This is a genomic window from Streptomyces sp. NPDC057623, from assembly GCF_042800355.1.
In the GTDB taxonomy this organism is placed as follows: domain Bacteria; phylum Actinomycetota; class Actinomycetes; order Streptomycetales; family Streptomycetaceae; genus Streptomyces.
Genome location: NZ_JBHVGZ010000063.1, coordinates 22,897 through 36,810, shown reverse-complemented (window position 1 = coordinate 36,810; position 13,914 = coordinate 22,897). Strand labels below are relative to the sequence as shown.

At 71.3% G+C, this 13,914-nt stretch carries 7 protein-coding genes; all 7 read right to left on the bottom strand.

Features of this window, described 5'->3' with window-relative positions; all coding sequences use genetic code 11:
- Positions 1 to 3 precede the first annotated feature (3 nt).
- The 7 genes from ACFU95_RS39755 to ACFU95_RS39725 all read right to left on the bottom strand — a co-directional run bounded on the left by ACFU95_RS39755 (position 4) and on the right by ACFU95_RS39725 (position 13,708).
- Positions 4 to 1,659, bottom strand: a complete 1,656-nt coding sequence (locus ACFU95_RS39755; protein WP_383838904.1) for a M4 family metallopeptidase — start codon at positions 1,657 to 1,659, stop codon at positions 4 to 6.
- 210 nt (positions 1,660 to 1,869) lie between these two features.
- Entirely contained in the window at positions 1,870 to 3,915 is a 2,046-nt protein-coding gene (locus tag ACFU95_RS39750) for a M4 family metallopeptidase (protein ID WP_383838902.1), read from the bottom strand.
- A gap of 360 nt (positions 3,916 to 4,275) precedes the next feature.
- On the bottom strand, positions 4,276 to 6,321 hold the full coding sequence (locus tag ACFU95_RS39745) for an NAD(+) synthase (protein ID WP_383838898.1): 2,046 nt from the start codon (positions 6,319 to 6,321) through the stop codon (positions 4,276 to 4,278).
- Positions 6,322 to 6,374: 53 nt separating this feature from the next.
- Positions 6,375 to 8,087: an ABC transporter ATP-binding protein gene (locus ACFU95_RS39740; protein ID WP_383838933.1), complete on the bottom strand. Its 1,713-nt coding sequence runs from the start codon at positions 8,085 to 8,087 to the stop codon at positions 6,375 to 6,377.
- A 173-nt stretch (positions 8,088 to 8,260) separates the two neighbouring features.
- The gene (locus ACFU95_RS39735; protein WP_383838896.1) at positions 8,261 to 9,973 is read right to left on the bottom strand and encodes an ABC transporter ATP-binding protein; all 1,713 of its coding nucleotides are present in this window, start codon (positions 9,971 to 9,973) and stop codon (positions 8,261 to 8,263) included.
- Between the two features lie 40 nt (positions 9,974 to 10,013).
- On the bottom strand, positions 10,014 to 11,867 hold the full coding sequence (locus ACFU95_RS39730) for an ABC transporter ATP-binding protein (protein ID WP_383838893.1): 1,854 nt from the start codon (positions 11,865 to 11,867) through the stop codon (positions 10,014 to 10,016).
- Complete coding sequence (locus ACFU95_RS39725) at positions 11,864 to 13,708, bottom strand: ABC transporter ATP-binding protein (protein WP_383838890.1); 1,845 nt, start codon at positions 13,706 to 13,708, stop codon at positions 11,864 to 11,866. Before ACFU95_RS39725 ends, ACFU95_RS39730 begins: the two co-directional genes overlap by 4 nt.
- Between the last annotated feature and the right edge of the window lie 206 nt (positions 13,709 to 13,914).

Here is a 13,914-nt window from a genome sequence, read left to right as displayed (position 1 = left end):
GCGTCAGCTGACGTTGATCGCCGACCACGCGGCCGCGACGGCCTTGTACTCCGTGCTGCTCGTGCCGCCGTACAGGGCGGACGTCGCGCTCAGGGTCGCCGTGCGGGCGGCCTTGTAGTTGGTCGTCGACGTCATGTACTCGGTCAGCGCCTTGTACCAGATCGCGGCGGCCTTGGTGCGGCCGATGCCCGTGACCGTGGAGCCGTTGGACGTCGGGGAGTTGTAGCTCACCCCGTTGATCGTCTTGGCGCCGCTGCCCTCCGAGAGGAGGTAGAAGAAGTGGTTCGCGGGGCCGGACGAGTAGTGGACGTCCAGGCCGCCCAGGGAAGACGACCAGCTGTCCTTCGAGCCGCCGTCCTTGCTGGGCTTGTCCATGTAGCGCAGCGGGGTGCCGTCGCCGTTGATGTCGATCTCCTCGCCGATGAGGTAGTCACCGACGTCGGAGGAGTTGTTGGCGTAGAACTCGACCGCCGTGCCGAAGATGTCGGAGGTGGCCTCGTTCAGGCCGCCCGACTCGCCGGAGTAGTTCAGACCCGCGGTGTTGGAGGTGACGCCGTGGGTCATCTCGTGGCCGGCCACGTCCAGCGAGGTCAGCGGGTTGGTGTTGCCCTCGCCGTCGCCGTACGTCATGCAGAAGCAGCTGTCGTCCCAGAACGCGTTCACGTAGGCGTTGCCGTAGTGGACGCGGGAGTAGGCGGCCTTGCCGTCGTTCTTGATGCCGCTGCGGCCGAAGGTGTTCTTGTAGTAGTCCCAGGTCTCCTGCGCGCCGTAGGCCGCGTCGACGGCGGCCGTCTGGTTGTTGGAGGCGCTGCCGGTACCCCAGGTGTCGTCCGCGTCGGTGAACAGCGTGCCGGCGGAGGAGCTGGTGCTGCGGGCCTTGTCGTACGTCTTGTGGCCGCCGCGCGTGGCGTCGGTGAGGTTGTACGTCGAGCCCGACTTGGTCGTGCCGAGGGTGACCGTGCCCGAGTAGAGGCTCTTGCCGGTGCCGGTCTCGATGCCCTGGTACTCGAACAGCTTCTTGCCGGTGGCCGCGTCGGTGATGACGTGCAGCTCGTTGGGGGTGCCGTCGTCCTGGAGGCCGCCGACGACCGTCTCGAAGGCGAGGGTCGGCTTGCCGTTCGCGGCCCAGATCACCTTGCGGGGCGCCTGGTCCGCCTCGGTCTTCTCCGAGCCGGCCGCCTTGGCCAGCTTCACGGCCTGGCCCTCGGCCTTGGCGGCGGAGATGGCCGGCTTGAGCGAGGCGACCTTGATGGTGGCCTTCGTCGCTCTGGTGACGCCCTTGGCCGCGCCGGTCGCCGACTCGTGGACGACCAGGTCGCCGCCGAGGACGGGCAGACCGGCGTAGGTGCGCTCGTAGCGGGTGTGGACGGTGCCGTCGGCGTCCTTGACGACGTCCTTGACGACCAGCTTCTCCTGGGAGCCGAGGCCTATGCGGTCGGCGGTCTCGGCCGCCTCGGCCTGCTGGTCCTTGATGAGGGCGCTGCGGGCCGCGGGCGCGAGCGCGACCGGGACGGCGAGCGGGGTGGCCTTGGTGCCGGCGTCCACGGGGGCCGCGGCCGAAGTGCCGGTGGCCAGCCCGGTGGTGAGCAGGGCTCCGGCCGCCACGGCGGTGGCGATGGCCAGAGTGGTCCGCTTGTGACGCGCGTAGAGGGGGGTCACACGAGCTCCTTTTGTGGGGGAATTGCTGTGGTGCTTGTGCGGCGGGTGAGGGAAGCGTGACACCTGGGGCGCGTACATGTCAGGAGTGGGTCGTGATGTTGGTCAAAACTTGACCATCCGGCAAAGTTTCAGAAATGTGAACGGGCGCCGCCCCGGCGGGAGTTGAACCCACCGAGACGACGCCCTGACCTGAGCGGACCCCGAACGGGCCTACGGGAAAGTCAGCTTCCAGCTGTTGATGTAACCGGTGTCGATGGCCGCGTTGTCCTGGACGCGCAACTGCCAGACGCCGTTGGCGACTTCGGAGGACGCGTTCACCGTGTAGGTGGTGTTCAGGTTGTCCGCGCTGCCGCCGGTGCCGTACGCCTTCAGCGTGTACGCCGTGCCGTCGGGGGCGACCAGGTCCACCTTGAGGTCGCCGACGTAGGTGTGGACGATGTCCACGGCGACCTGGAGGTTGGAGGGCGCGTTTCCGGTCCGCCCGGACACGGTGATCGGGGAGTTCACGGCCGCCCCGTTGTCCGGAATCGATACGTCCGTTCCGCTCTCGAAGGACGTACCGCCGCCGCCGCCGTCGGAGCGCGCGCCCACGTTCACGCCCGCCCAGGCGTCCTGGACCGCCTTGTACTCGGGGCTCGTGGTGCCGTACAGCTCACCGGTCGCCGCGAGGGTGCCGGTGCGGGCGCCCGAGTAGTTGGTAGTGGACGTGAACTTGGTGGTCAGCGCTCGGAACCAGATCTTCTCCGCCTTGTCCCGGCCGATGCCGGTGACCGGAAGGCCGTCAGAGGTCGGCGAGTTGTAGGTGACACCGTTGATCGTCTTGGTGCCGCTGCCCTCCGACAGGAGGTAGAAGAAGTGGTTCGCCGGGCCCGACGAGTAGTGCACGTCGATCGAGCCGATGCCCGAGTACCAGGCGTCCTTCGAGGAGCCGTCCTGGCTCGGCCGGTCCATGTAGCGCAGCGGGGTGCCGTCGCCGTTGATGTCGATCTCCTCGCCGATGAGGTAGTCGCCCACGTCGGAGGAGTTGTTCGCGAAGAACTCGACGGTCGAGCCGAAGATGTCGGAGGTGGCCTCGTTCAGACCGCCGGACTCGCCGGAGTAGTTCAGGCCCGCGGTGTTGGAGGTCAGCCCGTGGGTCATCTCGTGCGCGGCCACGTCGATCGACGTCAGCGGGTTGGCGTTGCCCGAGCCGTCGCCGTACGTCATGCAGAAGCAACTGTCGGACCAGAACGCGTTGACGTAGTTGTTGCCGTAGTGGACCCGGGAGTAGGCACCGACGCCGTCGCCCTTGATGCCGCTGCGGCCGTGCACGTTCTTGTAGTAGTCCCAGGTGAGCGCGGCACCGTAGTGCGCGTCGGCGCCCGCGGACTCCAGGTTGGACGGGCTGCCGTTGCCCCAGACGTCGTCCGCGCCGGAGAAGAGGGTGCCGGTGCCGGAGGTGCCGCGGTTGAGGTTGTACGTCTTGTGCCCGCCGCGCGCGCCGTCGGTGAGGTTGTAGGTCGACCCGGACTGCGTGGTGCCGAGGGTGACCGTGCCGGAGTACACCGTGTTGCCGGTGCCGGTCTCGATCGCCTCCCACTCGTACAGCTTCTCGCCGGTGGTGGCGTCGGTGATGACGTGCAGTTCCTGCGGGGTGCCGTCGTGCTGGAAGCCGCCGACGACCGTCTCGTACGCCACGGTCGGCGTGCCGTTCGCGGCCCAGATCACCTTGCGGGGAGCCCGGTTGACGTCGGGGCTCTTGGCCTTCTCCGCCTTCGCCGCGGCCAGCGCCTGCTTCTCCGCCTTGGCGGCGGGGACGGCGGCGGCCGTGGTGGCCGGCTTGATGGCGGTGCGGGTGGCCTTGACGACGTCCTGGGTCGTGCCGGACTTGGCGGTCTCGACGACCAGGTCGCCGCCGAGGACGGGCAGACCGTCGTACGTCCGCTCGTAGCGGGTGTGGAGCGTGCCGTTGCCGTCCTTGACGACGTCACGGACGACCAGCTTCTCCTTGGCGCCGAGGCCCAGGTCCTTGGCGGTGTCCGCCTTGGTGGCGTTGGCCTCGCGTATCAGCGCGGCGCGCTGGGCGGGGGACAGCTTGACGGACTCGGCGCCCGGTATGACCTTGCCCGCGGCCGACGGTGCCTTCTCCGGGGCTGCGGTGGCGGCGCCCGACTGGACGGCCGCGGCGATCAGGGCGGCGACGCCGACGAGGGCGACGGCGGCGACCCGACGGTTCGTGCTGTGGGGGGTGCGTCTGTGGGAGGAACTGTCTCTCAACACTGACTCCTTCTGCGCGGCCGCGGATCACGCGGCCAGGGGAGACCGGCCGGCGGGTGGGCCGTCCGGGCAGAGCGAGGTAGTACGCAGAACGACGTGCGCGTGCTGGAACGGACGTGCGCGTGCGGAGTTCAGCCGCGGGCACCGTCATGTGACGGTGTTGTGGGGTTGCTGTGTCGCGGCCGTGGGAAGAGTGGCAGGTGACTGCGGTTTCTGTCAGGACCGCGTCAGGACTTTGGCCGGAAATCGTTCGTTGTCCGGGAGTTCATGTTCGGTATACGGACCGGAACGGCGTAGGCCCGCACCACCCCGAACGGGATGGGTGCGGGCCCCGGTGTCCGCGCGTCCTCGCCGTACCGCCTACTCCCCGCCGCCCGGCGCGTCGAAGCGCTCGAGATCCCGCAACCAGGCATGCGCCGTACCGTCGGACGGCGCCCGCCAGTCCCCGCGCGGGGAGAGGGAACCGCCGGCCGAGACCTTCGGCCCGTTCGGCATGGCCGAGCGCTTGAACTGTGCGAACGCGAAGAAGCGACGGCAGAAGACCTCCAGCCAGCGCCGGATCTCCGCCAGGTCGTACGCCACCCGCTTGGCCTCGGGGAAGCCCGGCGGCCAGGCGCCGGCCTCCGCGTCGTGCCAGGCGTGCCAGGCCAGGAAGGCGATCTTCGACGGCCGGAAGCCGTACCGCAGCACCTGGAAGAGCGTGAAGTCGTGCAGCGCGTACGGGCCGATCTTCGACTCCGTCGACTGCATCTCCTCGCCCGGCACCAGCTCCGGGCTGATTTCCGTGTCGAGGATCGCGGCCAGCGTCCGGCCCGTCTCCTCGTCGAACTGCTCGCTGCCGATGACCCAGCGGATCAGATGCTGGATCAGTGTCTTCGGCACACCGGAGTTGACGTTGTAGTGGCTCATCTGGTCGCCCACGCCGTACGTGGACCAGCCCAGCGCCAGCTCCGACAGGTCACCGGTGCCGAGCACGATGCCGCCGCGCTGGTTGGCCAGGCGGAACAGGTAGTCGGTGCGCAGACCGGCCTGCACGTTCTCGAACGTGACGTCGTACACCGGCTCACCGGACGCGAACGGGTGGCCCATCTCCTTGAGCATCAGCCGCGCGCTCGGCGTGATGTCCAGCTCGGCCGCGGTGACGCCGAGCGAGTTCATCAGCTTGTGGGCGTTGTCCTTGGTGTGGTCGCTGGTGGCGAAGCCGGGCAGGGTGAAGGCCAGGATGTCGCTGCGCGGACGGCCCGCGCGGTCCATCGCCCGGGCGGCGACGATCAGCGCGTGCGTGGAGTCCAGGCCCCCGGACACCCCGATGACCACCTTCGGGCCGCCGATCGACGCCAGCCGCTGCTGGAGCCCCGCGACCTGGATGTTGTACGCCTCGTAGCAGTCCAGGGCGAGACGGTCGGCGTCGGCCGGCACGAACGGGAAGCGCTCGACCCGGCGCCGCAGCCCCAGGTCCCCCGTCGGCGGGTCGAGCCGGAACCGTACCCGCCGGAAGTCACCGGTACGCCCGGCGTGCGCGCGGCGGTTGTCGTCGAACGTGCCCATCCGCTGCCGCTCCTGCCGCAGCAGGTCCAGGTCGACGTCGGCGACCGCGAACTGCTCGCCGAGCGGGAAGCGCTCCGACTCGGCCAGCAGGGCGCCGTTCTCGTGGATCATGGTCTGCCCGTCCCAGGACAGGTCCGTGGTCGACTCACCCAGCCCGGCCGCCGAGTAGACATACGCCGCCAGCAGGCGCGAGGACGCCGACCGGCACAGCAGCCGCCGGTCCTCGGCCCGGCCGACCGTGATCGGGCTGCCCGAGAGGTTGGCGAGCACGGTCGCGCCGGCCAGGGCGGCCTCCGCGCTCGGGGGCACCGGCACCCACATGTCCTCGCAGATCTCCGCGTGCACCACGAGAGAGGGGACGTCCTCCGCCTCGAAGAGCAGGTCCACGCCGAACGGCACCTCGTCGCCGCCGACCCGGATCGTCCCACCGCGCTCGTCCGCACCCGAGGCGATCTGCCGCTGCTCGTAGAACTCGCGGTAGTTCGGCGGATACGACTTGGGCGCCACGCCGAGGATCCGGCCGCGGTGCACGACCACCGCGCAGTTGTAGACCCGGTGGCGATGACGCAGCGGCGCGCCCACCACCAGCACCGGAAGCAGGTCGGCCGACCCGGCGACCACGGCCTGGAGCGCCTCCTCCACCTCGTCGAGCACCGCGTCCTGGAGCAGCAGGTCCTCGATCGAGTAGCCGGTCAGGCCCAGCTCGGGGAAGACGGCGACGGCGACGCCCTCCTCCGCGCACCGGCGGGCCTGGCGCAGAGCCGCCTCGGCGTTGGCCCGCGGGTCGGCGATGACGGTGTGACCCGTACACGCGGCGACCCGCGCGAAGCCGTGCTCGTAGATCGACCAGAAGTTCAACGGACTTCCCCAGGAGAAGCGGACAGTGCTGCCACCGAGCATAGATCGCCTGATCAGGCCCGCGCCGTTCCGGGCGAGGCGGGCCGCTCCCCGTGCCAGGACCGCCACAGCGCCGCGTACGCCCCGTCCGCCGCGACCAGCTCGTCATGGGTGCCCAGCTCGGAGAGCCGGCCGTTCTCCATCACCGCCACGCGGTCCGCGTCGTGCGCGGTGTGCAGCCGGTGCGCGATGCCGATGACGGTACGTCCCTCCAGTACGGCGGCCAGGGCGCGCTCGGTGTGCCGGGCGGTCGTCGGGTCGAGCAGCGCCGTCGCCTCGTCGAGGATCAGGGTGTGCGGGTCGGCCAGCACCACGCGCGCGAGGGCCAGCTGCTGGGCCTGGGAGCCGTCCGTGCCGTGGCCCCCGTCGCCCAGCGCCGTGTCGAGGCCGGCGGGCAGCAGCCGTACCCAGCCGTCGGCGCCGACCGCGGTGAGGGCGGCCCACACCTGCGCGTCGGTGGCGGACGGCTCGGCGATACGGAGGTTGTCGCGGACCGTGCCGAGGAAGACGTGGTGCTCCTGGGTGACGAGGACGACCTGGCGGCGCAGCTGCTCCGGGCCGAGGGCGACGACCGGGACGCCGCCGACCGTCACCGAGCCGGCGGTCGGCGCGTCCACACCCGCCAGCAGCCTGCTCAGGGTGGTCTTCCCGGCGCCGGACGGGCCGACCACGGCCAGTCGTTCCCCCGGCCGGACGGTCAGGTCGACATCGCTGAGGACCTCGCCGCCGCGGTCGTAGGCGTAGCGCACGCCGCTCACCTCGATCAGGTCGTCCGCGGGGGACGGCGAGTCGGCGTCCGTCGCCCGCGGTGCCCGCGCCAGCCCCTCCACGCGGGCGAACGAGGCGCCGCTGCTCTGCAGTTGCTCGACCCGCATCAGGATCTCGTCGAGCGGACCGACCATCTGCTGCAGATACAGCGCCGCCGCGACCACGGTGCCCAGGCTGATCGTGCCCCGCGCGTGCAGTGCGCCGCCGACGAGCAGGATCGTCGCCACGGGGACGAGATAGGCGATCTCGACCGACGGGAAGAACACCGTGCGCAGGAAGAGGGTGTGCAGGCGGGTCCGGCGGGACGTCTCCAGCGCGTCCCGGCTCGCCGTCACCCGCCGCCGCCCCAGCCGCAGTGCCTCCACCGTGCGGGCGCCGGACGCGGTCGCCGCGAGGATCTCCGCGACGTCCGAGGTGGCCGCGCCCTCGGCGAGGTAGCCGGCGCGGGCGCGGCGCAGATACCAGCGCAGCACCGGCCACAGGCCGGCCAGGCCGAGCAGCCCGCAGGCGCCGAGCAGGGGGTCCAGGGCGAAGACCGCGCCCAGCAGGAACAGGACCTGGACGGAGTTGATGAGCAGCTCGGGCCCGACGTCGCGCAGGGTGGCGCCGACGGCGGCCACGTCCGCGGTGCCGCGCGCCGTCAGGTCTCCGCTGCCGGCCCGTTCGACGACCGACGCGGGCAGGGCGAGCGTGCGGTCCACGAACTCCTCGCGGACGCGGGCGAGGGTGCGTTCGCCGAAGCGGTGGCCCACGTAGCGGGCCCAGCGGGCCAGCAACAGCTGGGCTGCAGCCGCTATCAGGATGGCCAGGGCGAGTTTGTCCACGGCCGATGTGCCGCCGCCGCGTCTGACTTCGTCGATGATGCGGCCCACCAGCCAGGGGCTGGCCAGGCCGGCGATCGCTGCGAGGGAGTTCAGGGCGAGTACGGCTGTGAAGGCTTTGGCGTCGGCTCGGATCAGGCGGACTGTGGCGCGGCGGACGTCTCGGGGCTCAGCGACGGGAAGGGTTGTGCGGCTATGAGCTCGGGACTTGGGGTTGTTTGCCGGGTGCGGGTGCTTTGTGGCTTGTCGCGCCCCGCGGCGGAGCCGCCTATTGATACGGCCCCGCGCCCCTTTGGGGAGTTTGGCTTCCGTCACCTGGCAAGCTCCTCGGCGTTCTCGTCCCGGGACACCAGGGTTCGGTAGCCCGGCTCCCCTTCCAGCAACTCGCGGTGGGTTCCTGTGGCCGCCACCTTGCCGTCGACCAGGTAGTGGACCGTGTCCGCCCGGTCCAGGACCAAGGGGGATGTCGTCGTCACCAGCGTCGTACGGCCCCCTCTCGTCGCGTGCAGACGTTCGGCGACCCGCGCCTCCGTGTGGGCGTCCAGCGCCGACGTGGGCTCCACGGCCAGCAGCACCTCCGGGTCCGCCAGCAGTGCCCGGACCAGGCGGACGCGCTGGCGTTGGCCGCCGGAGAGGTTGCGGCCCTGAGCGTCGATCGGGGTGTCGAGGCCGTCGGGAAGGCCACGGACGATGTCCTCGGCGACCGCCGTGTACACCGCTTGAGTGATCGCCGGCTCGTCCCGGTCCGCGTGCCCGGCCACCAGCTCCCGCAGCGTGCCCGCGAACAGGTCGGCCTCATGGTCGGCGACCAGGATGTGCGCCCGGACCTGCGGTAACGCGATCTCGCTCAGGGGTACTTCGCCCCAGGTCGCCGCCGACGGGACGTAGTACCCGAGGCGGTCGACGACGCCCGCGGCGTCGGCCGGCAGCGCGGCGGCCAGTGCGGTGAGCCGCCCCGGCGGCACGCGCACCCCGGACTCGGGGTCGTGCAGCGCCGCCGGCTCCGCGGGCGCGTCCCGCGTGCCGGTGTCCGCCATCGGCTCCAGCCGCAGGAACCGTACGACCCGCCGCGCCGCCACCACCCCACGGCTGACCTGGTAGCCGCACTCGATGAAGAACGCCACCGGCCCCACCAGCACCGCGACATAGCCGTACACCGACACCAGCTCGCCCACGGTGATGTCGCCCTGGGCCGCCAGCCGCGCCGCCAGCCAGGTCACCACGGCCAGGAAGAGCGTGGGCAGCCCCACGCCGAGTGCCTGCACCCAGCTGGTCACCGCCCCGACCCGGTACCCCTGCGCCCGCAGCCGCTGCGAGTCGCGCCGGAAGGCGTCGGCGACCAGGCCCTTGCCGCCGAGGCCGTTGAGGACGCGCAGGCCGCCCGCGAGGTCGGCGATCCGTGCGGTCAGGACGCCCTGCCGCTCCCGGTACTCCGTCTCCGTACCCTGCAACCGCCCCAGCAGCGGCCCGACCAGCACACCGACCAGCGGCATCCCGAGCAGCACCACGACCGCGATCGGCACCGACACCGACACCAACAGCCCGGCGACCACCAGATAGGCGACGACGGCACCGACGCCGGGGCCGACGACGGTCAGGGACTGGCTGATGGTCTGCACGTCGCCCACGCCGATCGTGACGACCTCCCCGGCCCCGATCCGGCGCGGCAGCGTGGCACCCAGTCGTACCGCGTGCCCCATCAGCACCTTGACCGTGCGGAAGTTGCTGTCCATCCGCACCCGCGTCATCGTGCGGTGCCGCATGATGCTCAGCCAGGCGTTGAACGCGCCCACCGCGAACAGCGCACCCGTCCACCCCACCAGCGCGCCGTAGTCACCGCCCGCCAGCCCCTCGTCGACGGCACGGGACATCAGGTACGGGGTCGCCGCCAGCAGCACCATCCACACGCTGGAGATCAGCGCCCCCATCGAGGACCGCATGGCCTGGCGCCTGACGAGCCACCACAGATACCGCCATCCGCCACGACAGTCGGGTGTCCCCGGATCCTCGTACGCGTCGATCATCGTTGCCCGTGCCCCGTCCGTCGTCCCTCGTGCCGTCCACCTACGCCAGACTGTCCCGCCACGCCCGGTGCAGATCCGCGAACCTGCCCGTCCCCGCGATCAGCTCGGCCGGTGTGCCGTCCTCTACGATCCGCCCGTGCTCCATGACCAGTACCCGGTCCGCGATCTCGACCGTGGACAGGCGGTGGGCGATGACGACGGCCGTACGCCCGTGCAGGACCGTCGACATCGCGCGCTGCACGGCCCGTTCGCCGGGGATGTCCAGCGAGCTGGTCGCCTCGTCGAGGATCAGCACCGCCGGGTCGGCCAGCAACGCCCGCGCGAACGCCACGAGTTGACGCTGACCGGCGGAGATCCGGCCGCCCCGCTTGCGTACGTCGGTGTCGTAGCCGTCGGGCAGGGAGCTGATGAAGTCGTGCGCCCCGATGGCCTTCGCGGCCTGCTCGATCTCCTCGCGGGTCGCGTCCGGCCGCCCGATGGCGATGTTCTCGGCGACCGTGCCGGAGAACAAAAACGCCTCCTGCGTCACCATCACCACGCCGCGCCGCAGTTCGGGCACGGCCAGTTCGCGCACGTCGACGCCGTCCAGCAGGACCCGGCCGTCGGAGGGGTCGTAGAACCGGGCGAGCAGCTTGGCCAGCGTCGACTTGCCCGCGCCGGTGGAGCCGACGACCGCGACCGTCTGCCCGGCCGGCATCGTGAGGTCGAAGCGGGGCAGCACCTCGCCGCCGGTGCGGTAGCCGAACCGGACGCCGTCGAAGACGACCTCGCGGCCGGGGTGCTCCGACTCCAGTGCCGGCAGCTGCCGGGGTGCGGACGGCTCGGGGACGGACGGGGTCTGCGCCAGCAGCCCGGCGATCTTCTCCAGGGAGGCCGCCGCCGACTGGTACGAGTTGAGGAACATGCCGAGCCGGTCGATCGGGTCGTACAGCCGCCGCAGGTACAGCACGGCCGCCGCCAGCACTCCGAGGGCCAGGGTGCCGCCCGCCACCCGGTAGGCACCCCACAGCACGATCCCCGCGACCGCGGTGTTGGCCACGAGCCGGGAGCCGACGACATAGCGGGCCATCTCCAGCAGCGCGTCGCCGTTCGTCCGCTCGTGGCGGGTGTTGAGGACCCGGAAGCCGGCGTCGTTGGCGGCCTCGCGACGAAAGGCGCGCACCGGGCGGATGCCGTTCATCGTCTCGACGAACTTCACGATCACGGCCGCGATCGCGGTGGACCGCAGGGTGTACACGCGTGCCGCGCGCCGCCGGTAGAGCCGTACGAGGAGGTACAGCGGCACGAAGGAGGCCAGCGCGACCGCACCCAGCCCGAGGTCCAGCCAGAGCAGCAGGGCCGAGATGTAGACGAACGACAGGATGACGGTGACGAGTTCCTGGAGGCCCTCGTCGAGCAGCTCGCGCAGGGACTCCACGTCCGTGGTGGAACGGGAGATCAGCCGCCCCGAGGTGTAGCGCTCGTGGAAGTCGACGCTCAGGGCCTGGGCGTGGCGGAAGATGCGGCCGCGCAGGTCGAGCAGCACGTCCTGGTTGACGCGGGCGGAGAACAGGATGAACGCGTACTGCAGTACGCCGGAGGCCAGCGCGCACAGCAGATAGCCCACGCCCACCGCGACCAGCGGCCCGAGGTCGTCACGCCGGAACGCCGGGACGGCCGAGTCGATGGCGTACGCCACCAGCAGCGGGCCCGTCTGCACGGCCGCCTGCTGGAGCAGCAGCAGAAGCGTGGTGACGGCGACGCGGGCCTTCATCGGGGCGAGCAGGGAGCGCAGGAGGGCGGTGGTGGCGCCCGGGGGAGTGGGCAGGACGTCGCGGTCGAAGGGGTCGTCGGGCCCGCGGGGTTCCTCGGCCGGCTGGTCCTCGCCCGGTGCGGTGGCGGTTGTCGCTGTCATCGGTCGGCCTCCTCGGTCCCGGCCATGAGGTGGGCGTACTCGGCGTTGCCGCGCAGCAGTTCGTGATGGGTGCCGACGGCGGCGATACGGCCGTCGCTGAGCAGGGCGACGCGGTCCGCGAGGAGCACGGTCGACGGGCGGTGGGCGACGATCAGGGCGGTGGTCTGCGCGAGTACGTCCCGCAGGGCGGCCTCCACGGCGGCCTCGGTGTGCACGTCCAGGGCGGACAGGGGGTCGTCGAGCACGAGGAACCTGGGCCGGCCGACGACCGCCCGCGCGAGGGCGAGGCGCTGGCGCTGGCCGCCGGAGAGGCTGAGGCCCTGTTCGCCGACCTGTGTCCCGGTGCCGTGGGGCAGGGCGTGCGCGAAGCCGGCCTGCGCGACGGCCAGCGCCCGCTCCAGCTCGGGCTCTCCGGCCCCGTCGGCGGTCCCCATGAGAACGTTGTCGGCGACGCTGGCCGAGAAGAGGGTGGGCTCCTCGAAGGCGACGGCGACGAGTTCGCGCAGCGATTCCCTGGACATGGCGGTGATGTCGTTGCCGTCGAGGGTGATGTGACCGGACGTCACCTCGTGGAGGCGGGGGACGAGGGCGGTCAGGGTCGTCTTGCCGCTGCCTGTTGCGCCCACGAGGGCCATGGATTCGCCGGGGCGGATGTGGAGGTCGATGCGGTCGAGGGTGGGTGGGGAGTCTTCGGGGGCGTCGGGATAGCGGAATCGGACGTTGTGGAAACGGATGCCATCGTTGTCGGCTGTAGGGCTGTGGGGGTTGATCGCGCCCCGCGGCGGAGCCGCATGATGACCCAGCCCCGCGCCCCTTCGGGGCGCTTCCCGTTCCGGCGTTTCGTCCATCACCTCGAAATACCGCTCAGTCGCGGTCGCCGCCTCCTGGCTCATCGCCAGCAGGAAGCCGATCGAGTCCACGGGCCAGCGCAGCGCGAGCGCCGTCGACAGGAACGCCACCAGGGTGCCCGCCGACAGCTCCCCGTCCGCCACCTGAACGGTGCCCAGCACCAGGGCCGCCCCGATGGCCAGCTCCGGCAGCGTCACGATGACGCCCCAGATCGTCGCCAGCAGCCGGGCCTTGTGCAGCTCCGTGCCGCGCAGCGTCCGTGACAGGTCGCGGAACGCCCGCGCCTGGCTGCGGTGCCGGCCGAACCCCTTGATGATCCGGATGCCGAGCACGCTCTCCTCGACGACCGTCGTCAGATCGCCGACCTGGTCCTGTGCGCGGCGCGCCACGGAGGCGTACCGCTTCTCGAAGACCACACAGGTGACCATCACGGGCACGGCCGGGATGAGGATGACCAGCCCGAGCGTCCAGTCCTGGACCAGCATGATGATCACGCCGACCAGGATCGTCACGCTGTTGACCAGCAGGAACGTCAGGGGGAAGGCGAGGAACATCCGCAGCAGCATCAGATCGGTCGTGCCCCGCGACAGCAGCTGCCCCGACGCCCACCGGTCGTGGAACGCCACCGGCAGCCGCTGGAGATGCCGGTACAGCTCCGCCCGCATCGATGCCTCGACCCCGGCCAGCGGGCGCGCCACCAGCCACCGCCGCAGCCCGAACAGCAACGCCTCCGCGAACCCGAGCAGCAGCAGGAAGAGTGCCCCGAGCCACACGCCGGCCGGGTCCCGGTCGGCGACGGGCCCGTCCACCATCCACTTCAGGACGAGCGGAATGACCAGCGTCAGACAGGAGGCGACGACCGCCACGGACGCGGCGGTGAGCAACCGCACCCGCACGGGCCGCACATACGGCCACAGCCGCAGCAGCGTCCGTACGGCGGATCGGTCGGATCGGTCAGGGCTTTCCTCGGCGGTCGCACGTGTCGTCACCATCACTTGCGAGCCTACGGATCGCCACTGACACTGCCCACCGAGTTTTGGCCGGTCCGCGATCGGCCGCTGGACCTACGACCTGCGCGTTCGAGGGGTCGTACAGCGCGCGACGGCGGGGGTCGTAGCGTGCCGTCAACCGATCGGCCGATGCGGCTTCCAGCGCGACGGCCGATGTGCGGGACCTCGCCGCGCCGCGACCCTGATGC